The sequence below is a fragment of the Chryseobacterium sp. FR054 genome, from assembly GCF_056844565.1.
In genome coordinates this window covers 496,793-520,363 of sequence record NZ_JBXDSA010000004.1, presented here as the reverse complement: position 1 = coordinate 520,363, position 23,571 = coordinate 496,793, and the positions used below count along the sequence as shown (strand labels likewise).

At 39.3% G+C, this 23,571-nt stretch carries 22 protein-coding genes; 10 read left to right on the top strand and 12 right to left on the bottom strand.

Translation table 11 applies throughout. From position 1 onward, the window contains the following. Position 1: 1 nt before the first annotated feature. Together AC106S_RS18595 and AC106S_RS18590 are read left to right on the top strand one after the other, a co-directional pair. Positions 2-1,456, top strand: a complete 1,455-nt coding sequence (locus AC106S_RS18595) for an ATP-binding protein (protein WP_482441168.1) — start codon at positions 2-4, stop codon at positions 1,454-1,456. Then, positions 1,456-2,157, top strand: a complete 702-nt coding sequence (locus AC106S_RS18590) for a tRNA1(Val) (adenine(37)-N6)-methyltransferase (RefSeq protein ID WP_482441167.1) — start codon at positions 1,456-1,458, stop codon at positions 2,155-2,157. Before AC106S_RS18595 ends, AC106S_RS18590 begins: the two co-directional genes overlap by 1 nt. Before the next feature lie 25 nt (positions 2,158-2,182). Here AC106S_RS18590 and AC106S_RS18585 read toward each other — a convergent pair whose 3' ends face one another. Both AC106S_RS18585 and rpmH read right to left on the bottom strand, forming a co-directional pair. After that, positions 2,183-2,893: a cell division ATP-binding protein FtsE gene (locus AC106S_RS18585; RefSeq protein WP_309428526.1), complete on the bottom strand. Its 711-nt coding sequence runs from the start codon at positions 2,891-2,893 to the stop codon at positions 2,183-2,185. A gap of 154 nt (positions 2,894-3,047) precedes the next feature. Beyond that, entirely contained in the window at positions 3,048-3,206 is a 159-nt protein-coding gene (rpmH, locus tag AC106S_RS18580; protein ID WP_062702430.1) for a 50S ribosomal protein L34, read from the bottom strand. Positions 3,207-3,442: 236 nt separating this feature from the next. On the opposite strand from rpmH, the gene AC106S_RS18575 reads away from it, so the two are divergent. Both AC106S_RS18575 and AC106S_RS18570 read left to right on the top strand, forming a co-directional pair. After that, positions 3,443-4,450 (top strand): DHH family phosphoesterase, encoded by a 1,008-nt coding sequence (locus AC106S_RS18575; RefSeq protein ID WP_482441166.1) that lies wholly within the window; start codon positions 3,443-3,445, stop codon positions 4,448-4,450. Between the two features lie 491 nt (positions 4,451-4,941). Then, positions 4,942-6,534 carry a choice-of-anchor J domain-containing protein gene (locus AC106S_RS18570; RefSeq protein ID WP_482441165.1) on the top strand — a complete coding sequence of 531 codons (1,593 nt, stop codon included), beginning with the start codon at positions 4,942-4,944 and terminating at the stop codon, positions 6,532-6,534. A 17-nt stretch (positions 6,535-6,551) separates the two neighbouring features. Here the strand turns inward: AC106S_RS18570 and AC106S_RS18565 are convergent, their stop codons facing one another. The 7 genes from AC106S_RS18565 to tilS form a co-directional block, all read right to left on the bottom strand. Continuing rightward, the gene (locus AC106S_RS18565) at positions 6,552-7,364 is read right to left on the bottom strand and encodes a patatin-like phospholipase family protein (protein ID WP_482441164.1); all 813 of its coding nucleotides are present in this window, start codon (positions 7,362-7,364) and stop codon (positions 6,552-6,554) included. Positions 7,365-7,440: 76 nt separating this feature from the next. Continuing rightward, a complete protein-coding gene (locus tag AC106S_RS18560) occupies positions 7,441-8,223 on the bottom strand; it encodes an alpha/beta fold hydrolase (RefSeq protein WP_482441163.1) in 783 nt (260 codons plus the stop codon). Positions 8,224-8,310: 87 nt separating this feature from the next. Beyond that, the gene (locus tag AC106S_RS18555; protein WP_482441162.1) at positions 8,311-8,829 is read right to left on the bottom strand and encodes a biopolymer transporter ExbD; all 519 of its coding nucleotides are present in this window, start codon (positions 8,827-8,829) and stop codon (positions 8,311-8,313) included. A gap of 196 nt (positions 8,830-9,025) precedes the next feature. Beyond that, complete coding sequence (locus AC106S_RS18550) at positions 9,026-10,516, bottom strand: T9SS type A sorting domain-containing protein (RefSeq protein WP_482441161.1); 1,491 nt, start codon at positions 10,514-10,516, stop codon at positions 9,026-9,028. A 39-nt stretch (positions 10,517-10,555) separates the two neighbouring features. Further along, positions 10,556-12,100: a T9SS type A sorting domain-containing protein gene (locus tag AC106S_RS18545; RefSeq protein WP_482441160.1), complete on the bottom strand. Its 1,545-nt coding sequence runs from the start codon at positions 12,098-12,100 to the stop codon at positions 10,556-10,558. 136 nt (positions 12,101-12,236) lie between these two features. Then, positions 12,237-14,306 (bottom strand): protein-disulfide reductase DsbD family protein, encoded by a 2,070-nt coding sequence (locus AC106S_RS18540; RefSeq protein ID WP_482441159.1) that lies wholly within the window; start codon positions 14,304-14,306, stop codon positions 12,237-12,239. A gap of 1 nt (position 14,307) precedes the next feature. Beyond that, positions 14,308-15,642 (bottom strand): tRNA lysidine(34) synthetase TilS, encoded by a 1,335-nt coding sequence (gene tilS, locus AC106S_RS18535; protein WP_482441158.1) that lies wholly within the window; start codon positions 15,640-15,642, stop codon positions 14,308-14,310. Positions 15,643-15,732: 90 nt separating this feature from the next. On the opposite strand from tilS, the gene AC106S_RS18530 reads away from it, so the two are divergent. The 5 genes from AC106S_RS18530 (at position 15,733) to AC106S_RS18510 (ending at position 20,298) form a co-directional block, all read left to right on the top strand. After that, positions 15,733-16,566: an OmpA family protein gene (locus tag AC106S_RS18530; protein ID WP_482441157.1), complete on the top strand. Its 834-nt coding sequence runs from the start codon at positions 15,733-15,735 to the stop codon at positions 16,564-16,566. A gap of 538 nt (positions 16,567-17,104) precedes the next feature. Further along, entirely contained in the window at positions 17,105-17,752 is a 648-nt protein-coding gene (locus AC106S_RS18525; protein ID WP_482441156.1) for an O-methyltransferase, read from the top strand. Positions 17,753-17,818: 66 nt separating this feature from the next. Further along, the gene (locus tag AC106S_RS18520; protein ID WP_482441155.1) at positions 17,819-18,535 is read left to right on the top strand and encodes a C40 family peptidase; all 717 of its coding nucleotides are present in this window, start codon (positions 17,819-17,821) and stop codon (positions 18,533-18,535) included. Between the two features lie 19 nt (positions 18,536-18,554). Beyond that, positions 18,555-19,022, top strand: coding sequence for a DUF1648 domain-containing protein (locus tag AC106S_RS18515; RefSeq protein ID WP_482441154.1), 468 nt, complete (start codon positions 18,555-18,557; stop codon positions 19,020-19,022). A gap of 43 nt (positions 19,023-19,065) precedes the next feature. Continuing rightward, entirely contained in the window at positions 19,066-20,298 is a 1,233-nt protein-coding gene (locus AC106S_RS18510) for a 3-deoxy-D-manno-octulosonic acid transferase (protein ID WP_482441153.1), read from the top strand. Here the strand turns inward: AC106S_RS18510 and AC106S_RS18505 are convergent. Genes AC106S_RS18505 through AC106S_RS18495 form a run of 3 tightly spaced genes read right to left on the bottom strand, consistent with a single transcriptional unit; the run spans position 20,290 to position 22,675 of the window. Then, positions 20,290-20,919 (bottom strand): deoxyuridine 5'-triphosphate nucleotidohydrolase, encoded by a 630-nt coding sequence (locus AC106S_RS18505; protein WP_482441152.1) that lies wholly within the window; start codon positions 20,917-20,919, stop codon positions 20,290-20,292. The genes AC106S_RS18510 and AC106S_RS18505 overlap by 9 nt on opposite strands. Next, positions 20,919-21,674, bottom strand: coding sequence for a glycosyltransferase family 2 protein (locus tag AC106S_RS18500; protein ID WP_482441151.1), 756 nt, complete (start codon positions 21,672-21,674; stop codon positions 20,919-20,921). The genes AC106S_RS18505 and AC106S_RS18500 overlap by 1 nt, the downstream gene beginning before the upstream one ends. 23 nt (positions 21,675-21,697) lie before the next feature. Next, complete coding sequence (locus tag AC106S_RS18495; RefSeq protein ID WP_482441150.1) at positions 21,698-22,675, bottom strand: acyltransferase family protein; 978 nt, start codon at positions 22,673-22,675, stop codon at positions 21,698-21,700. 198 nt (positions 22,676-22,873) lie between these two features. Here AC106S_RS18495 and AC106S_RS18490 point away from each other — a divergent pair, with 198 nt between their 5' ends. Beyond that, complete coding sequence (locus tag AC106S_RS18490) at positions 22,874-23,350, top strand: lipocalin-like domain-containing protein (RefSeq protein ID WP_482441149.1); 477 nt, start codon at positions 22,874-22,876, stop codon at positions 23,348-23,350. The last annotated feature ends 221 nt before the right edge of the window (positions 23,351-23,571 follow it).

Here is a 23,571-nt window from a genome sequence, read left to right as displayed (position 1 = left end):
AATGCCAATCAGTAAATACAAAGGATACAGTTTAAGGAACCGGGTATTTTTCGGTTTTCTGCTGGTATGTTTTTTAAGTGTTGTGGCTACATCGCTTGTGCCTTATTTTGTCCTGAGAAAGAATTCCCAGGAACAGAGCAATATTGAAATGCAGGAGAAAACTAATGCGGTAATGAGGTTCCTGGATTATGCGGTAAGCCGTACCCTTGTAAAGACAGAAGACCTTCCAAAAGTTTTAGGAAACAAGATTTTCGAAATTGCAGACATCAATCAGCACGATATTGTTATTTATGATCTGAAGGGGAATTACCTTCTTTCCAATAAAGATGAAAGCCAGGTAGATCAGAAAGCAATTCCTATCTATATTGTCAATAAAATTCTGGCTACTGAAGCCAGGGTTGATATCAGGGGATATGACAAAACAAAAGAAGCCGGTCTCACTTCTTCTTATCTGCTTTTGAAAAACAATGATCTTGAGCCTATCGGTATTGTATATATTCCTTTGTACCACAATGAATCCGCTTATTTTGATGTTCTGAACCAGTTTGTGAAGTATATTCTTCTGGTGGATATTTTCCTTATTCTTTTCAGTATCTGGATCAGCTGGGTGACTTCTAACGGTCTGGCGAAAAATATTACGAAGTTTTCTGATATGATTACGCGGATCACTCTCTTTGAAAACGAAATGCGTCCCATCAGATATTATAAAAATGATGAATTGAATGCTCTGGCCAGGGCTTATAACAGGATGATCCTTCAGATTCAGGACCAGAAAGAAAGGCTTCGTTTCAAGGCTTCGGAAGAAGCATGGCGTGAAATGGCCAAACAGGTGGCGCATGAAGTGAAAAACCCGCTTACTCCGATGAAGCTTACCATTCAGAATTTTGAAAGAAAATTTGACCCTGAAGATCCTAATATCAGGGAAAGAGTAAAACAGATGAGCAAAACAATGGTAGATCAGATCGATCTTATTGCTACTGTGGCATCTGCCTTCTCAGAATTTGCCAAGCTTCCTGAAAAAAATAATGAAGTGATCAACCTGAATACGGAAGTGGAAGATATTCTTCGTGTCTTCAATGATGACAGCATCTTTATGCATTCCAATAAGGGGAATATTATGATCAATATGGACAGGATTTACCTTTCCAGGATTATTACCAATCTTGTTACAAATGCCAAGCAGGCGGAGAGTGACGAGAGAAAGCTGATCATTAATGTGGATGTAGAGCAGCACCAGAGAAGGGTGATGATCTCTGTACAGGATAACGGAATTGGAATTCCTGAAAATATGTACGAAAGGATTTTTGAGCCGAATTTCACCTCCAAAAACAGCGGCATGGGGCTTGGCCTTTCTATGGTAAGAAAAATGATTGAAGACTATAAAGGAGAAATCACGGTGAGATCGGAAGTAGGAAAAGGTTCCACATTCATTATTACATTACCTACCAATTTATAGTGAAGTCTTTTATATTTAAGCATTTTGAAATCCGGCAGTCAAAAGAGGTCTTCCGGGTCGGAACAGATGGTGTGCTTCTGGGAGCACTGGCGGGTGTGGAAAATGCTTCCCGTGTTCTGGAAATCGGAACAGGAACCGGGCTGATCTCGCTGATGCTTGCCCAAAGAAACAGGACGGCTTCTTTTCTTGGGCTGGATATCAACGGTGAGGCAGCTGCGCTTACAAAATCCAATTTTGAAAATTCGCCCTATCATTCAAGGCTCGCTCATCTGCATCAGGATCTGAAGATGTTTGAAACAGGAGAAAAGTTCAGTTTTATTGTTTCCAACCCTCCTTATTTTGAAGAATCCGGATCTGAAAAAGATAAGATTGCCCGTCAGACCGTCGAGCTGAATTTCAGGCAGCTTATAGAAGCTTCTGTAAAGTTTCTGGCAGAAGACGGAATTCTGTCTGTGATTATTCCTGCGGAAGCGGGAGAAGAGTTTATCAGGGTGGCTGATGAAAACCGGCTGTTTTTAATACGAAGAATCAATATTCAGGGGATTGAAAATTCAAAGGTAAAAAGGCTTATTCTTGAATTTTCTTTAACTGAAAGGCCTCTGTCTGAGTCTGCTTTTATAATAGAAAAAAGTCCGAGACAATACTCGGACCAATATCTTGAACTCACCAAAGAGTTTCATGTCTTTAAGAACAAAGATTAACGGATATTTTACTTTTCCGGTTTTCCTATTCAAATAATTCAGTGGTGTCCAGTACGGATACTTTTCCGTCTTCGCATCTTATGGCTTCTCCCGGGAAATTCTGGATCATATGATAGTCGTGGGTTGCCATTACTACTGCTGCTCCGTTTTCAAGGGCAACCTGTTTCAGTAAGGTCATGATTTCGTTGGAGGTTTCCGGGTCAAGGTTTCCGGTAGGCTCATCTGCAAGGATAAGGTCCGGGTGGTTCAGTAAGGCTCTGGCAATAGCAATACGCTGCTGTTCTCCTCCGGAAAGTTCATGCGGCATTTTATGCTTTTTACTCTTCATATTTACGCTTCCCAATACCTCGTTGATGCGGTCTTCCATTTTGGTCTTATCGCTCCATCCTGTGGCTTCAAGAACGAATCTCAGATTCTTTTCAACAGTTCTGTCGGAAAGAAGCTGAAAGTCCTGGAATACGATTCCCAGTTTTCTCCTCAGGTTAGGGATGTCAGAAGGTCTGAGCTTGGCAAGATCAAAACCAACCACTGCCCCGTGTCCTGATGCTAAAGGAATATGCCCGTAAAGTGTTTTCAGAAGGGAGCTTTTTCCGGAACCTGTCTTTCCGATAAGGTAGCAGAATCTGCCTTTTTTAATGTTAAGGTTAACATCAGAAAGAACAGTGAAGTTTTTTTGCGCAATTTTCGCGTGCTGTAAACTTATGATATTATCTCCGGAGATATTTGTATGTGGCATAATTCGATTTTAACGTGCTATTTCTAAAATATTTTTTGAGATCTTAAAAATAGAAAAAAGAAGCTTAAAGAACCTAAATTTTAGTAAATTTTAACAACAAAAAATGCCTGAAAAACTTCTTTTCAAGCATGATTTGTATATGATAATATAGAAATTATCTCTTAGCGCGTGCAGCACTTACAGTTAATCTCTTTCTGCCTTTAGCTCTTCTTGCAGCCAAAACTCTTCTCCCATTTGGCGTAGACATTCTTTCTCTGAAACCGTGTTTGTTTCTTTTCTTTCTTTCTGATGGCTGGAATGTTCTTTTACTCATTACTATATATTTAAATCGTAATTATATCTATTAATTTTCAGGTTGCAAAGATATAGAAAAAAATATAAGTTACAAACTTTAGCTCTCTTTTTTTGAAATTATTTAATAGGTTTTTTAATCAGTTACTTACAAATCCCGAAGGAAAGGCCGATTGCGGATACAAAAATAATATTTAAATGATTTGTTTAAAAGCTCTATCTTTGAAAACTCAAATTTAAAGAAAAACAGAACACCGGATGTTTACACCTGCAGAACTTTTAGAAATCAATACATTACTTGCACCAGAAAAGAAGATTGTTATCCTTACCCATTATAATCCGGATGGGGATGCTATTGGTTCCAGTCTTGGACTGAAGCATTTTCTGAAAGCAAAAGGTATTTCTGCGGAAGTTATTGTTCCCAATGATTTTCCGAAATTTCTGAAATGGATGCCGGAAGCAAAGAAAGTGATTATCGGGGAATACAAAAGAAAACTGGCATTCGATATGATCAGCAGTGCGGACGTGATTTTCTGCCTTGATTTTAATTCTCCTTCCAGAATAGGGATCCTGGGAGAATGGCTGACGAAAGCCACTGCCAGAAAAATCCTGATTGATCACCATCAGCAGCCGGAAAATTTTGATTTTGTTTATTCTGATACTGTTATTCCTGCGACCTCCCAGATGATCTATCATTTCATTGAAGCCCTGGATGAGGAGCATCTGGTAAATCTTGATATGGCAGAATGTCTGTATACAGGGATTATGACCGATACAGGAGGTTTCCGTTTCCGTTCCACAAGTGCGGCCACTCACAGGATTATTGCAAATTTAATAGAAAAAGGAGCAGACCCGTCTGTAATTACCTCCAATACCTGGGATACCAACACGGTTTCCCGCCTTCATCTCCTTGCCCTGGTATTGGGAAGAATAGAAGTGGTGAATGACGGAAAAGTGGCTGTTCTGTCGCTGACAAGAAATGAACTTAAAGAATTCGGTTTCCAGAAGGGGGATACGGAAGGTTTTGTAAACTATGGATTAAGCATTGCCGGAGTGAAGATGTCTGCTTTCTTTATGGAAGATCTGTATGAAGATTTTATTAAAATTTCTTTCAGAAGCAAGGATGATGTAGATGTTAACCGGTTTTCCAGAAAATATTTCAATGGCGGCGGCCATATCAATGCTGCCGGAGGAAAATCTTACGGCTCTCTGAAAAATACGATCAGTGATTTCAAAAGTTATCTTGAAAAAGATGAACTTTATTAGAAGTATCCTTAAATTTTATCCGGTATTATCTTGAAATGTACAGGCTCATTATGTATTAATGATTTTCTACATATCTTCAGTATGTCCTGCATTTACCTGTTGCTTACAGGTAAAAAGCCTGTTTCTAACTGATATACGCTGCTGTTTCCTGTTAAAAGGTTTGCTGTAAGTTTCTTTCTGTGGATTACATTTAAATCTTATCTGTGTAATCGTTCTGCTATTTTTTTCATCTTTTTAAAAACAGTTTGTCCGGCGGATTACTGAAAAGGATGCCTCCCGGTTTTTCACGCTGACCTTTATTAATCATGAATATGGATTTTTCAAAGATATTCTTGATGGGTGAAATAATAGTTAATAAAAGTGTCTGATTATTTTTTAATATTTGTATTTTAATTGAAAAGATTATAAAAACATTAAAATATTTCATAATATGTAATTTGTTTAGTATTATTTTCGTAGATTAGATGGAACTTACTTAAAAACAATCTATTATGAAAACAAAATTACTCGCGATGTTGTTTGCATTGCCATTCTTAGCAAGCGCACAGTTTTCTCAAAATTTTGACGCAGGGACCACAACTCCCACTGGTTGGACGGTTATTAACGGAGGAGATGCCAACGGCTTTATTTTTGGTCCCGGAGCTCCTAGAAGTGTTTATTCATTACCCAATGCGGCACAGATTAATTACAGTACCGCAGCTCATGATGATCTTTTGATTACTCCTGCAATTACTGTAACGGCAGGTGTTAACACAAGGCTGACTTACTTCGTAAAGAATCAGGACCCTAACTATGTGGAAAGCTATGCGGTAAAATTATCCACTACAACTCCTACTGCAGCAGCATTTACCACGGTATTAACACCGGTTGCCCCCGCTCCGAACCAATGGACTTTCTTTTCCATAGATCTGTCTTCCTACGTAGGGCAAACAGTATATGTAGGGTTTCATGCTACTTCGGCAGACATGTTTAGGTTGCTTTTTGATAATATTAATAGTGATGTTGCTCCTACTGTAATACCGAACTGCCCCGCATTGGTTTCTCCGGCTAACGCACAGACGGGTGTAAATCCAAATGCGGCAACATTAACGTGGACGGCTCCTGCTTCGGGTGCTGCGGTAGACAGCTATGAGCTGTACCTTGATACAAATCCGAATCCTACGACTCTGGTTCCGAGCAGTTATTTATTCGCAGATTTTAATAACCTGCTGGGGAATACAACATATTACTGGAAGGTAGTTGCTAAAAATGCAGCCGGTGTGGCGGTTTCATGTCAGACGAACAGTTTTACCACCGGACCTTCTTTTGCTCCTTACTGTTTTGGGAATTTATTGTTTACCAGCGGTGTTGAGCCGATTACCTCGGTTCAGTTCAGTAATATGAGCAATACATCTTCGGAATTACTTAACAGCCCTGCTCATGAGAACTATGCCAATAAAATAGCTACCGTGGAACAGGGAGGTACTTATCCGATTACTTTCAAAGGGAATACGGATGGAAATAATGCTACGAAATTTGTTGTATTCATAGACTGGAACCAGGATGGAGATTTCCTTGATGCCGGCGAGATATATTTCAGTACCACCGGAACAGCCGTAACGCTGACCAACTCTACCGGAGTGGATACAAAAACAGCCACGGGAAATATCGTTGTTCCGGCTACGGCAACATTAGGAGCCACAAGAATGAGAGTTAAGAAGAATTATGCGACGGGCACCATTTTCTATTTAAGCCCTTGTTATTCTTCAGGAGCAACGCTTACTTCTACTTCGGGAACTACCGGTTACGGTCAGGCTGAAGATTATACGGTGAATGTTGTTCCTGCAGGTTCACTCGCTGTTAATGAAAGCAATGCCAAACCTAAACTGGGAGTGTATCCGAATCCGGTGAAAGATATGTTGAATGTGTCAACGGCAGACAGAAAGATAACGGAAGTTTCATTCTATTCGGCTGACGGCAGGCTGGTGAAATCGGTTAAAGAAAATATTTCCGCCATCAATACTGATGATCTCAAATCAGGGGTGTACATAGTGAAAGTAAAAACATCAGATGCTGAACAGACGTTCAAAGTAATTAAAGAATAATCTGATAACAATAGTATTTAAAGGCTCTCTATCCGGGGGCCTTTTTTGTATCCTTTGGTTTCCAGTTCCAGGCAGGTGTATTCATAAACCTCCCTGAACATTTCATCCAGGTTTTTCTTACTGAACAGGCTGAACTTGGTCATTTTGGGAGGATCGAGAAAAATATCGCAGGATCTGGCTTTGGAATAAACGGATTTGGCAATAGCAAGGTGAAGAATCCTGTCGAACTCCTTCATCAGGCTCATTTTTTTCAATTCGTCATAGCTTATTGAGTTCACATGGGAGGCGATCAGAAAGTCGCATTTATCGATAATAGGTTCAATAGGAAGGTTGTCCAGTACGCCGCCGTCTACATATATTTTCTCTTCAATTCTTACGGGAGGAAGAATAAAAGGGACACTGGATGAAGCGAGAAGTGGCCTGAAAAGTTCGCCTTCGGAAAAAAAATCAACAATGCCGTGCGTCATTTCTGTGGCTGCTACATAAACCGGTATTTTCAGGATTTTAAAATCGTCTTCAGGAAAATGGTCTTTAAAAAGTTTTAAAATGAAATTTGAGCTGAAAATTCCGTTTTTTGAAAGTTTCAGATACGACCGGGAAAAGAAAGTGGTCTGCTTAACGATTTCTATCATTTCATCCGGCGTTTTTCCGAATGCGTAAAAAGCACCTACGATAGAACCGGCACTGGTCCCTGAAATAATATGAGGTTTAAGACCGTATTCTTCGAGCGCCTTCAGAACGGCAATATGGGCAATTCCCCTCATTCCGCCTCCGGAAAGTGTAAGCCCAATAATTGGCGGCTGTTTTTTTTTGAACGAGAATAGACCCATTGAAATAATTATTCCCCACTAAGATACAAGATTTTTTAATATAGGGAACTGAAGTTTTCAGGCAGGTGCAGCCTGTTTACAGGACCAGTCTTTTGGGCAGGTTATGAAGAAGTTCTGTGTTGATGATTTCAGCGCAGATGGAAGGTTTTTCCCAGTGCCCGTTGTGCCCGCAGTCTAGAATATATGATTTTATATTTGTCCTGTCCGGAAGGTTTCTGATCATGACATCCGTTTTTACCGCATTGTCATGTTTTCCTGCCAGAACTAAAATTTTAGCTTCCAGATTTTCCATAACGTGCTTTTTGTCGGTTCTTTCCACCATACCTTTTACACAGGCTAATGCTCCCAGATTGTTTGTTGATAGAGCTGTTTCGAGAGCGGTTTCAATTTTCCCTTCCAGAATATCCCATTCGTTGGGATTGAAAAGATTAGGAACGCCGGCTCTGGCGTAATGGGCAAATGCATCTTTAATGATCCTGTAACTTTTAATGCGCTGCTGCTTTTTCTCTTCATCATCTGCAAAATAAGTCGAAAAAAACAGCGTAAGACTTTTCAGGGACTCCGGGTGTTTTTCGGCAAAGGCAAGTGACGTATAACCGCCCATAGAATGCCCTAACAGATGTACTTTCTGAAGTTTTTCATGATCTAAAACCTTTTTTACTTCATCTGCCATTAGTTCCATAGTGTGAACTTCCGCAAGGATGTCGGACTGTCCGTGTCCCGGCAGGTCAATTTTCAGCAGGGAGAAATCTTTAGAAAGATGAGGTTCCATGTCATTCCAAATCGAAAGGTTTTCCATAAAGCCGTGAAGCAGGACGAGGGTTTCTTTTCCGTTTCCTTTTCTCTCAAAATTCAGCATGATTTCTATTGTATTACAGTTAAACTAAAATTCGTTACCGTTTCAAATTTAAATAAAAAAAGAGCATTGTAAAAATGCTCTTTGCTTTTATTGGGTTAATTCGGTATAAACTTTCTTTTCCCAGGGTTTTATATCGGCGATGCCGTATCGTTCTTTTTTGGAAATCGCGACATTGTCCAGAACATCCACGAAGTTTTTATAACTGGCGTCGTCTGTCGGTTTTATAATCACGGTAAAATTATCCGGAACCGGAGCGTTTTTAAAGGCATCGGAAATAATCTTTGAAATGTTTACGCCATTGAAATCGGTCTCTTTTAAATTACCTGTATTAAGGTCTTTTTCATTGCTCTGGTGATAGAATACCCTGTTGTCTTTCCCGAGGATAAAGGTAACCTGATTTTTATCGTTAATTACAGTTTTAGGGTCGTGAACAGGACTTTTTGCGGGTAATCCCAGATCCATTACATTGGGTTTTGTAAAATTGGTGGTAAACATGAAAAAGGTGATCAGCAGAAATCCCAGATCTACCATTGGGGTCATATCTACCCGGATTAATTTTTTCTTTTGTTTTCCTCCCTGTTTTTCCTGAGTGTTTACTTCGGCCATGGTGCATAGTTTTTAAATGTTAAACAAATAGTAATAAAGACTGAACTTTTAATCTTTATCCGGAGAAATCTATACAAAGTTTATACCTTAATTTTGTAATTGGTAATTATTTTGAAAAATATTTGAATTTTAACGTTTAAAATAAAATAAAGGTTTCTTATTCTGTATTATTTTTTGAAATTTTAAAACTGTTCTTTTATTTTCTGATCAGCAGTTTTTCTGTTGAGATAATATTTCCTTTATGCAGAACCTGTACAGAATATACACCGTTGCTGAATGCTGTAACATCTATGGCGGCTTTGGATTCAGTATATTTCCTGCTGAATAATTTTCTTCCCGACATATCCGTAATGCTTACTACTGCTTCACCGGGAAGAGGGCTGATATAAACCGTATTTTTTGCAGGATTGGGATAAAGTGAAATATATTCGGGTTTTACATTTTCATGGGTTCCCAGTTTTTCAGATCTCAGTTTTATAATCTGGTAGTCATAGTTGGACTGTAACGGTGTAAAAGAGTTGGACATCCCGGCCATGACATACCCTCCATCTGCGGTTTGCTGTACCGCTGATGCATAATCATCATAAGGCCCTCCAAATCTTTTCTCCCAGTCTGTATCTCCGCCGGCAGTTAATTTTACCAGCCAGTAATCATTGGAGGTGAAACTGGCTGCTGCGGCAGTGTAACCCAGCACAACAGATCCTCCGTCATCCGTATTGTCTATACTGAACGCATAATCATACTGCTCGTTTCCAAGAGATTTTTGCCACAGCAGATTTCCGGAATTATTTAATTTTATAATCCAGTAATCAAAATTGCCGTTATTGGCGGTAATATCCCCGTTAGTGGAATTGGAGCTTCCTGCAATAATATATCCTCCATCCGGAGTTGGCTTCAAAGAATTTGCCGTATCTGAAGAAGAGCCACCATAATTTTTCGACCACTGCATATTTCCTGAGGAATCTGTTTTTACAATCCAGTAATTAAGATCACTGCCCGCCACGGTGATACTGCCGGCCATTACATATCCTCCGTCGGCAGTCGTTTCAACAGCCGTAAACTCCTCAAATCCTGGGCCTCCGAAGGATTTCTGCCAGACTATATTTCCGGTCTGGTCCAGTTTCACGATCCAGCCATCCGCATATCCGTTGTTTCCGGTAATGTTACCATCAGCAGAGTCTGATCTTCCTGCTACAATATATCCTTCATCAGCAGTTTGCCGGACGCATTTAGCTATATCGCTGCCACTTCCGCCTAATGCTTTCTCCCACTCTATATTCCCGGTGGGATTCAGTTTTACAACCCAGAAATCTTCCTGACCATGATTGCCGGTAACATTTCCGTTAACCGAGCGGGTAGAGCCGGCTACAATATATCCTCCGTCATTGGTTTGCCGTACGGAATAGGCTTTATCATCTGCCGTACCTCCATAAGATCTATGCCATTCGGTAGTTCCCGCGGCATTTACCTTGATAACCCATTGGTCAAAGAGACCATGATTGCCGAAACCTTCGTCAATGGAAAGTGAAGAGCCTGCTATAATATACCCTCCGTCATTGGTCTGATGGATATCCGGAGATTGTTCTATCCGGCTTCCTCCGTATGACTTCTGCCATTCTATCGAATTATTCTGTGCAGAAAGAGAGGTGAAAACAAAGAGAAAAAAAATAGATTTTGAATATTTCATAAAGTATTGAATTTTTGATGTTAATAATGCGGTGTTTCTTTATTTGCTGATGAGAAGTTTTTCAGACAAGATTATTTTATTCTTATGCAGTATCTGAATAAGATAGGTACCGGTTGTAAATGCTCTGAGATCCATTGAGATTTTCTGATCACTGTATTTCTGCGTGAATACTTTTCTTCCGGATATATCAGTGATACTTACGGTTGTATTGCCGGGCAAAGAACTGATATATACAAAATCTTTTGCCGGATTCGGATAAATATCAGGCTTATGAATAAGGTTGTTTTCAGCAGTGCTTAATTGATCGGATTTTAGTTTTACGATCCAGGCATCACTGCTTCCGTGGTGTCCTGTAATATCTCCGTCTGCGGACTCTGCTGTGCCTGCCAGTATATATCCTCCATCAGAAGTCTGCTGAATAGAATATAGAGTGTCAAAAGCACTTCCTCCCAATGCTTTTTGCCATTGCATATTTCCTTCAGCATCTAATTTGATGATTCCATAATCAGCAAGTCCGTGATTTCCTGTAATATTTCCGTCTATGGATGCGTATTCCCCGGCCATAATATAGCCTCCGTCTGATGTCTGTTGGACAGAATAAGCATAATCATTACCGCTCCCTCCAAGATACCTTTGCCATTGCATATTTCCTTCAGCATCCAGCTTGGCTATACGATAGTTGGAGACCCCAAACGTTACCGGGATTTCAGAGTTTACAGAATTGGAACCTCCGGCAACAATGTATCCCCCGTCTGATGTTTCCCGTATAGATTCCGCAGCATCAGCAAGATTTCCTGTCAGTGATTTTTCCCACTGTATGTTTCCCGAGGGATTTAATTTTACGACCCAGAAATCCTCGTTTCCATGGTTTCCTGTAACGTTTCCATTCGTGGAAGCTGATCCGCCTGCCACAATGTAGCCTCCGTCAGAGGTCTGCTGAACAGAATTAGCTCTGTCATAGGAACTTCCTCCCAATGCTTTCTGCCATTGCAGATTTCCTGAAGAATCCAGTTTTACAATCCAGTAATCAGAAAATCCGTGATTTCCTGTAACATCTCCATCGGTAGAATAAGATTCCCCGGCAATAATATATCCTCCGTCCAAAGTCTGCTGAACAGAATTGGCTATATCTTCTTTACTTCCTCCCAGTGATTTTTGCCATTGCAGGTTTCCTGAGGGATCTAATTTTACAATCCAATAATCGGAGTACCCATGATTTACTGTAACATCTCCGTTGGCGGAAGCGGATTCTCCTGCAACAATATATCCTCCGTCAGAGGTCTGCTGAATAAAGTTGGCAGCATCATAAAGAGTTCCACCCAGTGATTTCTGCCATTGCAGATTTCCTGAAGAATCCAGTTTTACGATCCAGAAATCAGAATCTCCATGATTTAGTGTAACATCCCCATTGACAGACGAAGACTGGCCTGCTATAATATACCCTCCGTCAGAAGTCTGCTGAACAGAATTGGCCTGATCCCAGCCATTTCCTCCCAAAGCTTTTTGCCATTGTATAGAGGGAGCCTGTGCGGAAAGGAATGAAGATATGATAAGGAAGAAAAAAATAGATTTGAAATATTTCATGCATCTTTATTATTGGTTGTCAGTCAACTAAGTTATTAAAAAATAATTTCGTTTAAATAAAAAATGAAAATATTTGACAGAAAATAAAAAAGACTGTCTCAGATTGAAACAGTCTTTTATTTTTATTGCGTGATTGCTATTTATTCTTTTTGTAATAACTGACCCCACATTCCAGGAATTTTTTGAAATCCTCTTTCGGCATATATCCGGAAACCGGAGTGTTGATTACTTTTCCGTCAGGTGTTATTAAAACATAATGAGGCTGGGAGTTATTATTGAAGTTTACCTGCTGGAACAAGCTCCACCGGTCACCAATCGTTTTCACTTTTTTGATCTGTCCGTCCCCAAGATCAATCTTTGTTTTCTGATCTTCAGGAAGCTCTTCCTTATCATCCACATATAAAGAAGCCAGAACAACATCGTTCTGAAGGATTGGCAGGATATCAGGTTCGCTCCATACAAATTCTTCCATTTTACGGCAGTTTTCACATCCGTATCCGGTAAAGTCAATCAGGATAGGTTTGTTCTCTTTTTTCGCAATTTCAATCGCCTTAAAGAAGTCATGTTCAGGATGCATTCCTAAAATCCCGTCTTTCTCGTCATGGAAATAGCTTACATTCAGAGGAGGCAGGATTCCGCTTAACAGCTGAAGTTTCGGGCGGTCTGAAGGAATCAGTCCCTGAATAAGATAAATGACAAAACCGATTCCCAGTGCTCCTAAAATTTTTCTGGTAATAGAGATTTTCGGTTTTTTATCATCATGCGGGAATCTGATCAGCCCGAACAGGTATAAGGCAAGTCCCAAAGCGATAATAATCCATATCGCGATGAAAAGTTCTCTTTTTAAGAAGAATGTTTTGGAAACAAGATCCGCTTTAGATAAGAATTTTAAAGCTAAAGCCAGTTCAACAAAACCTAAAACCACTTTCACGGTATTCATCCATCCTCCGGATTTCGGAAGACTCTGTAAGGCCTGAGGGAATAATGCCAGCAGTCCGAAAACAATAGCCCATGCCAGCCCGAATCCTGCCAGTGCAAAAGTAAGCAGCATCGGAACGTTGGCAGAGCCTGTTACGGCACTTCCCAGTAAGCTTCCCAGAATAGGACCTGTACATGAGAACGAAACAATCACAAGCGTTAAGGCCATAAAGAAAATACCAATGATTCCTCCTGCTTCTTCCGCTTTTGAAGATTTATTGGCAATAGAGCTTGGAAGCGTAATGTCATAATATCCGAAGAAGCTTCCTGCAAAGAAGATGAATATGATGAAGAAGGCAATATTCAGCCATACGCTGGTAGAAATTTCGTTGAAAATATTTCCTGCAATCCCATCAATTAAATGGAACGGCACGCTTAATAAAACGAAGATTAAAAGGATGAAAAATCCGTAGATCAATGCATCTCTTTTACCTTTTGCTTTGTTTTTATTTCCTTTGGTAAAGAATGAAACCGTTAATGGAATCATTGGGAAAACGCAGGGTGTTAATAGGGCAATTAATCCTCCGATGAAACCCAAGAACAGATAAGTCCAGTAATTTTCATCCACCTTTGTTGAGGCGGTCCCGCAGTCGGTCAGCGGTTTTTTGAAATCAAGCGTTTCAATTTTCAGCTGTTTGGGATCCAGTTGTGAAGCTTCAGTAATGGTTACTTCTGCTTTTGCCGGATTTTCTGTAACTGTTTCAGCTACTTTAGCCGAGTCTTGGGCTGCCTGAGCCGTTTCATCGGTTGCCGCTGTTTCTTCAACTCCTTTTGGCGTTACTTTCTGGTTGAACTCTAACGTGTTGGGAGCCAGACAAACCCTGTCATCACAGGTCTGATAGGTGATTTCAGAAGTAACGTCTGCCGGTTTTGCAGGGTCTTTTAATTTAAATTTCTGCTTAAAGCCCGCTGTATTGGAATAGTAGACGATTGTTCCGCCGAAAGCCTCAGAAAATTCCTCATGCTTTTTACCCACTTCGGTAAATTTTCCGATCAGCTCAATATTTTTGCCCGAAACTTTATATTCAGTAGGAATTCCTGTGTCCTCAGGAAGATCTTTGGAATAAATATGCCAGCCGCTTTCCATAGTGGCATTCAAAACAGCTTCATACTGATTGTTACCCAGGTCATTGACGGTGAACTTAAATTTTACGGGATTTTTAATCTGCGCATTGATTCCTGCCGCTAAAAATAGGAGGACTGCTAAAAACCAGTTTCTAAATTTCATTTTACTTTTCATTAAAAATTTTGAGAATACATTTAGTCTTCTCATCTTTTGCATATCTTCTGTCCTGTCTTAAAGGGATGATTCCGAGAACGGAATTGCTGCTGTCGCACAGGATCCAGATTTTTTGCCTCGCTAAAATAGATAATTTTTCGTCCCTAAAAAACTTAGAGACTTTCTTTTTGCCTGAAAATCCTGAGGGATAAATTTCATCACCATCCAGCTGTTTCCGCAAATACACGGGAAACTGTATTTTTTCAGCATCAAACTCCCAGTTAAAAACAGTATTGATTCCATCAATCTCTTCAATAGGATGCTGAAAATTAACGGCAATCAGAGATCCGGCAGGCTCCGGATTTTCAATAAGGATCATTTTATTACTGATTTCCTGTTTTCGGGCCAGATCGATAAGGATTAATTCGCCACGGCCAATCATCAGATGATAATCTTTTGAAAAAAAAGAACTTCCGTTTTCCGCTTTAAAAATTTTTGGAATCTCATTTTCCCGGTCGAAACCGTATTTTTTTAAGATCTCAAATTTTACAAAATCACTTTCCCGGTCCAGCTTTTCCTTTGATAAAATTTTATGGTCCGGGTTAAATACCGTCAGTTTATTTTCAATTTCCTGAATCTGTTTTTCCACAAAATCTTTGGTCTGATTCAGATATAAAATGCTTTTTTTAAAATTGTCCAGAAAATGATCATTGGTTTCCAGAAGTTTCGGCACAATTTCATTCCTGATCTTATTTCTCAGGTAATCATTTTTCTTATTGGAGAGATCTTCCCGGAAATCAATATGGTTTTCTTCAGCATACTGATAGATTTCCTCTTTTGAAAAAGGCAGAAGCGGGCGAAGAATACGGTTGCTGTTCGCAGGCATCCCGCTGAGACCGTTAATCCCGGCTGCTTTGGATAAATTGATCATGAATGTTTCCAGCTGGTCATTCAGATGATGGGCGGTTACCAGAAACTCAAGCTGCTCCTGTTCTCTGATCTTTCTGAAAAAGCCGTAACGGAGCTCCCTGGCCCAAAGCTGAATGGAATTTTCAGGTTTCCTGTCTTTTTCTGACACTTCATAAAGATGAAACGGAATATGATTTTTCTCACAGAAATCCTGTACCGTTTTTTGATCGAGATCCGAATCTTTTCCGCGAAGCTTATAATTGATATGGGCGATATGAATGCTGAATTCGGCATCCTGAAGTTCATCCCTGAAATCTCTGAACAATGAGGCCAGAACCATGGAATCCGCACCTCCGCTTACCGCCAGAAGATAGCTGCGTTTTTCCGGATCGCTGACCAGGTTTTTCAACTCATTTTTTAAACTTATTTTTTTCAAGACGCAGGGTGGAAATTTCTTTTATGCAAAGATAATCCATATAATTCAATTGAATTTCCCTAACTTTGATTCGTCTAAAAATGATTACTTATGAAGATTTTTAAAATTTTAGCAGTTTCTGCAATGGCGCTGGGATTGACATCTTGTGTCAGCAAAAAACAGTATGACGCTTTGAGCACAAACTATAAGCAGTGTATTGAAAATATTGGTGAAAGACAAAGAGAAATCCAGGATTTAAAGTCTCAGAATTCAGCATTGGCCGGTGAAAACAATCTGTTGAAAAGCCAGCACGATGCTTTAAAATCATCTTTGGATGCCTGTCTTTCCAATACAGGAAAAAGTTCAGCTAATATTGATAAACTGGTGGGAGAAATCAATGCCTCCAACTCTTATATCAAGCAGCTGATCTCCAGCAATGCGAAGAACGACAGTCTGAATCTTGCATTATCCAACAAGCTGAAAAGATCTCTGGATAACGTAGCGGATGATGATGTACAGGTAAAAGTTCTGAAAGGGGTGGTAATGATCTCACTTTCGGATAAAATGTTATATAAAACAGGAGATTACAATGTATTGCCGGCAGCTCAGGAAGTGCTTGGAAAAGTGGCAAAAGTGATCAATGATTACGATAAATATTCCGTATTGATTGAAGGTAACACAGATAATGCACCTTTGAACTCTCCTAATCTGCCAAAAGACAACTGGGATCTTTCTGCACTGAGAGGTACAGCCATTGCGAAAGTATTACAGACGCAGTTTGGAGTAGATCCTGCAAGAATTACCGCGGGAGGACGTTCTGAATACAATCCTAAGGCAACCAACATGAGTGTTTCGGGAAGAGCGGAGAACAGAAGAACAGAAATCATCATTATGCCTAAGCTTGATGAGTTTATGAAACTGATGGATATTGCTCCTAAGAAATAATACAGATAACTTATAAATAAAAACAGATCCTGAAGAAATTCGGGATCTGTTTTTTTAATCAAATTAATTCTTCTTTTTTCAATAATGAGATAATTCGCTGTAAAAATGAGCTGGATATTTCGGTTTTAGTTTTTCTTAACGAAGAAACCGCTCTGCTGTCTGGCTTTGCGGTCTTCTGATTCTCCTGGTTAATTTGTTTTTCAGCCACATTCATTGTTTTTTCCTTTAGTGTTTTTACCCTTTGTTCTCTGCAAATGTATAGCTATTATCAATATCAGGGTATCCGTGTTTTTACGGTATTTTGCATTGAATGTATTTTTTTTTCCAATGATGGATTTAGGTACTAACCTCAGTCCGGGATAAGAATATCCGATAGATTCATAGAATTGAATACGTTGTCTAAAAGCAAGCTCCGTAGGAGCGGCCTGATAATCATATCGATTATTACCTCACGCTCCTGGAGCTTCAATACTCATTCAGGTTAATTAGGGACTTTCCTTATATTTTAAGTACATTTGAATAACAAAAAAATTGCAGCATGAGCTTTTTCGAAGAAAAGAATCCTGAAATGGACAGGTATCTGGAAACCCACGCTTCCTCAGAACCTGAAATCTTGAAAAAATTGAGAAGAGAGACCTATCAGAAAACCACCCAGCCGCATATGATTTCCGGTTATCAGCAGGGAAGGCTTTTAACGATTGTTTCTCAGATGATACGTCCTGAAAATGTACTTGAGATAGGAACTTTTACGGGGTATGCTACATTATGCCTGGCTGCCGGACTCGCCAGAGATGGGAAGATAACAACGCTGGATGTAAACGAAGATCTGGCCTATCTGCCAAAAAAATACTTTGAAAACAGCGAATATGCAGCACAGATTACCTTCAGGCTTCAGGATGCCAAAGAATTTCTGAAAGAAACAGACGAGTTTTTTGATCTTGTTTTTATTGACGCTGATAAAGAAAACTATGCCGAATATTTCAGACTGATCAAGCCCAGAACGAAATCAGGCTCGGTAGTGATGTTTGATAATGTCTTATGGTATGGAAAAGTGCTGGAGGAAAATCCTAAACAGAAATCCACACAGGCCATTAAAGAACTGAATGATTTAATCGCAAAAGATGACGATTTTGAAAATCTTATTTTACCTTTGCGGGATGGAGTAAACTTCCTTCGCAGGAAGTAATTAAAGATATGACACCGAAAAATTCAGCGCTGAATTTTTCGGCTTCCTAACTTCTAAATGAATAAAATGAACAAAGGAATTTGTATAGTCACGGTAGCACCGGTACGGGCAGAAGGTTCGGATAAAGCGGAAATTGTTACAGAAATATTGTTTGGAGAAAGTGCAGACATTCTTGAAGTAAATAAAAACTGGACCAGAATAAAGATGCATTACGATGGCTATGAAGGATGGATGGATACCAAACAGCTGAAACCTGTTACCGGTGAAGAGCTGGAAAAAAGGAAAATTACAGTCGTTACTGAAGATTTTTCTTCCGTGCTGATGAATGACGGAAAAACACTTCTCTCTATGGGGTCCGAAGTGGAATTTCCTGTGGTTGCATCAAGAAGAAGTCACGATCTGCGCGAAAGTATAGCCCTGGCTGCTAAAGAGTTTCTCAATGTTCCATACCTGTGGGGTGGGAAAAGCTTTTTTGCCGTAGATTGCTCCGGCTTTACACAGCTGGTCTATAAAATTCACGGAATTAAACTTCCGAGAGATACTTATCAGCAGGCAGAAGCAGGCGTTCCTTTAAACTTTGTTGAAGAAAGTCAGCCAGGAGATTTGGCCTTTTTTGAAAACCCTGAAGGGAAAATTATCCATGTGGGGATCATGCTGGATAACCAGAGAATTATCCACGCTTCAGGAAAAGTAAGAATTGATATTCTGGATTCTACCGGAATCTTCAATAAGGAAATGAATAAGCACACTCACAAACTGAGGGTGATTAAAAATGTTCTTTAGGCTTTAAAACCAGTCTGGGATGGAAAATATTTTACTGACCGCTTTTGATCTTTTAAATTTAGGAATGTTGATCTTCTTCTGGAGATTTACCCTGAGATATTATAAGGCACTTCCTGAGAAAATTCCTGTTCACTTCGATTTTTATGGAAAAGCCGATCATTTTGGAAACAGAAAGTTTTCCTTTTTTATGCCGGCTTTTATAACGGTATTATTTGGAGTGCTTACTGTTGTATTAAGGTTTGAAAATACAGTTAATTTTCCGGTAGAAATTACCGAACAGAATAAAGATTCCCAGTTTCTGATCATGGAAATCTTTGTCCGATGGATGATTACTTTGGCCATACTGATCTGTATGAATCTCCAGGATTATATGTTCCGCTATACCTTTGATGAAAACGTAAAGCCGAGGGTTCCTTTCGGAGGAGCGATGCTGGCTGTTTTTGGAAGTATGATCACCATATTTGTTTTTATTGGTCTGTTTAAATGAAGTCCTTCAATTATCATAAAGCTAAATCTGAAAAATAACCCCGATGTCTTTCCTTTATAATCTTTTCGTCAGTCTTCTCATTTTCGGAATGAAGATTTTCGCATTGTTTAATGATAAAACTAAAAAAGGAGTTGAAGGGAGAAAAGAATCTCTGAATAAAGTGAAAAGTGCTTTTTCAGCTTCCGATAAAACTATCTGGATGCATGCCGCCAGTCTGGGAGAATATGAACAGGGACTGCCGGTGTTGGAAAAACTGAAAGAGAAATATCCCAGTCATAAAATTCTGGTAACCTTCTTTTCACCTTCGGGATATGAGAATGTAATTAAAAAGAAACATATCGCGGATGTAATCTGCTATCTTCCTTTTGATAAGAAAAATATTGTAAAAGACTTTGTATCAGGCATTAATGTTGAACTATTTTTTACGGTGAAGTATGATTACTGGTACAATCTCCTGGCTGAACTTAAAAATAAAGGCACTACCATCTATGTTGTTTCTGCCTTGTTTTATGAAAGCCAGTCGTTCTTCACGTCGTATGGAAAATGGTTTGTAAAGCAGCTTCAGAAAAATATCGATTGGTTTTTTCATCAGACTCCGTTTTCTATGGCACTTGCCAAAAGTGTAGGACTTACCAATTCTTCGGTAGCGGGTGACACGCGGTTTGATCGTGTAAAACAGCTTAGAATGCGTGATAACCATGTAGAATATATCAACAAATTTATCGATGGTAAACAAACCGTGGTTTTTGGAAGCAGCTGGCAGGCCGAAGAGAAGATTGCAGCAACAGTTTTTAGGAAAAATGCGGACCTGAAATTAATTATAGCCCCTCATGATCTGAAAAGAGTTGAGCATTTAAAAAGCATCTTCCCTGATGCTTTGGTATACAGTGAAATTAACAATGCTGAAGCAGCTGTAAAAGAATCTCAGATTTTAATTATAGACAGCATCGGATTGTTGTCAAAACTTTATTCCTATGCGGATATAGCTGTGGTAGGCGGAGGTTTCCATGATGCAGGGCTTCACAATATTCTCGAAGCAGCAACATTTGGAGTTCCGGCAGTTTTTGGAAATCACTACAAAAAAAATCCCGAAGCAGATGATCTGATTACCGCGGAAGGCGGAAGATCCTTTTCTGAGGAAAATGCTGCCGCTGAATTTGTCCTATTTCTCCTCAATAACAGAGAAGAACTGGAAACAATGTCCCAAAATGCAGGCAGATTTATAGACGGGAAACCGAACTCCACAGAACTTATTCTCCGGAAAATTTTATTTTAAAAATCCCTGGCTTTTGATCCCTTTCATGATCTGTTCAATATTTTCCGGAATATCCTCACAGCTTCGGAGCCAGTCCATATCCAGGCCGTTGTTGGTAGATAATTTCAGCAGATAATGGTTTTCTTCTATACCGGATCGGGTTGTTCTCAGGAAGTCATCAATTTCCAGCCAGTAATCTTCATCCAGTTTTTTGGCAAGGATCAGGGCTTTAAATACTTTATTGATGATATAAAGGTATAATTTGTACACATGGTCAAATCTTTGCCTGCTGAGGTCGCTGTTGTATTCTAAAATTTTGTTGATCAGAAGCAGGTTAAGCGAAACATCCCCGAATTTGTCGGTGGTTATTTTTACATGCTCAGTGATCTCTGCGCTTATTTTCCGGATGACGCTCAGAAAATATTTGGAATTGCCGATGTATTTGGAAGCCAGAAGCACCTTTTCTGAAACATTTTCTTCCATGACATTCCTTTTATCGTCCGTAGTTTCAGGATCAATCAGTTCAAAATATAATTTTTTAGACAGGAGCTTGTCTTTCTTCAGCAATCTGAAAATAAGCCTGTCCTTTTCTATATTTGAAAAAGCACTCAGTGCCGCTTTGAATTCTTTTGAATACTCCATCAATTGAAAATTTTAGAATATTTAAGGAACCCGTTCACAGCCCAGTTGGCGGTATAATAAAGTGATTTTAGTGTAGAGAATTCCATGAAATCTTTATACACAAGATACTGATCGATGATGATGTTTTTTTTCTTTCTGGAAACGCTGTTTTCACGCATTCTGTATTTGGCCAGCGTCTTTTTTACAGGCATTCCTTCCGGGATTACTTTTAAAAGGTTCAGCCACATCACATGATCTTCCCGTTTGCTTTTAATAGGAAAGAAAAATTTACCGACCCTCTGGGTGTCATACATCGTGGAAACCGGAGCCAGCCTGCAGGTTTTCAGAAGATTGGAGAACGTAACGATTTTGTCTGCTTCAAAATCTTTAAGAACAGGCTCAAGCTGCTCATTGCATCTTGAATAATTACAGTATACCAGTTCCGCATGATGTTCCTGCATATAACCTGTCATGGTTTCCAGATATTCAGGATGCCAGTAGTCATCGGAGTCCAGAAAGGCAATATATCTTCCTCCGGCTCTTTCAAGGCTTTTATTTCTCGCGTTTCCGGCACCTCCGTTTTTCTCAAGCGTCTCAAGTTTTATTCTGGGATCATTGTATTTTCTGATGATCTCAACGGTATTATCTTTGGAAAGGTCGTCGGTAATCAGCCATTCCCAGTTCTGATAGGTTTGGTTAAGAACAGACTGTATCGTTTCTTCGATAAATTCTGCAGAATTGTAGCAGGGAGTAATAATAGAGACCAGGTCTTGCATTTGTGTCGTTATATCGTTCAAAATTATAAAAATTTCTTTTCATACAGATGCCATGAAGCAATTCCTGCTCCAATTACGACGAACATGCATACAAAACTCATCAGATACGGATTGTAATCGGCAAAAAGCCCCGTTGTCTGAAATGTTCTGATAATCGGGAAATGAAATATATAGATTCCATAGGTGAAATCCCCGTACTTGCCGAAATTATTCAGGAATTTAAAAGAGTAGGCGATATACAGAACAATAATACTGATCATGATAGGAGAGAACAGCTTTATTTTGAAATACAGATCGATCCATACCGTGATTATGGCAATGATGAAGAGAGTGTTTTTATGTTTGATAAACTGATCAAAATTGAAATAAATCAGCATTCCCCCGATAAAATAGCACAGTGATCCCGGCAGTTGTTTGGCCATTGAAATTTTCCCCGCCATTTCAAAATAATTGAGATAAATGAGCGAAAGAAAATACAGGACCATCAGACTGGTATTTCTGTATTTATTATTTTTTCCGAAGAGTAAAAACATCAGGGGAACAGCGATGTAAAAGCACATTTCTATTTTCATCGTCCATAATGCTCCGTTTACAGCCTGGTTGCCGAATACCCCCGGAAGCCAGGGAGCTTTGAAATTCAGGAAAAGAGAATTCCAGAACAAGTATTTATAAACCTGTGTGTTACCGAAATATTCCGAAAAAGAAAGAGTGCTTACCAGACTGAGCAGGATAGCACAGAGAAATACAACCAACAGGTAGGCGGGAACAATCCTGTTGAATCTTTTTTTAGCGTAACTTTTAAGGCTGGATGACCTTTCATAGCTTCGCGCAATTAAAAATCCACTGACCACAAAAAACGAAAAAACAGCAATTTCTACGGGGCTGTTTTCTAAAACAGCAAGCTCTTTGGAGAAGCTTAATGCTCCCAGATGTCCTACAAAGACAATGAAAGCGAGGAGAACACGTATGAAGTCAAAATTGTTTTTCGTTATGTTTTGCATTTTTTTTCTTTGCTACAAAAATAACTTTTTTAATAAAATAAAGGCGTTTCAGCGGGTTCAATATTTATTAAATAAGGCGGTTTTTGCGCTGTACGGTTCCAAAATTGGCAGAAATATGGATTTGTAAAATAATTTTTCACAAAAAATAGTAATATAAATCAAAAAAATTATAATTTTAGCGCTTGAAAATTTGAGTATATGAAGAAATTAGCATTACTATTTGCAGGTTTATCATTATTTGTAGCTACTGGATGTAATGACAACAACGATAATGAAATGGAATATCCGCTGGTAGGCGTATGGCAGCCATACAAAGAAGTTGTTACAACCATAGAGACAGGAGAAACTCCGGTTTCAGACGAGATCACCTACACCACCTGTCAGAAAGATTCCAGATGGAGATTCAACACAGAAACTGTCGGTAAGAGAACAGAGTGGGGAGATTCTGCAACTCCGGGGACGTGTGCTATATCATCAGACCGTAATTTTACGTATACCTATGATAAAGCTGCCAAAACAGTGATCATCAAATACCAGGGAACCGTGGAACCTGATAACGGAAAAATCGTTACCCTTAATGACACCACCCTTAACCTTGCTATAAGAGTAAATACGGAAAATCCTAATGTATTTAAGACGATAACGTATACTATGAAGAGAATTCCTCAACCATAATATATTGACTACCATATAATAAAAGATCTCATCTCCGGATGGGATTTTTTTATTTCATAACGGAACATATTATCAGCCGTTAATTTCTGCCATACTATAAAAATCAATCACACGAAAGGTTATTCAGGCCAGATATTTTCCAGTGCCGGTACTTTCTGTCTTTTACGCTTGAATTTCAGCTCACAAACAGGGGCTGCATGTCTCTCCGGCAATTAATTGAA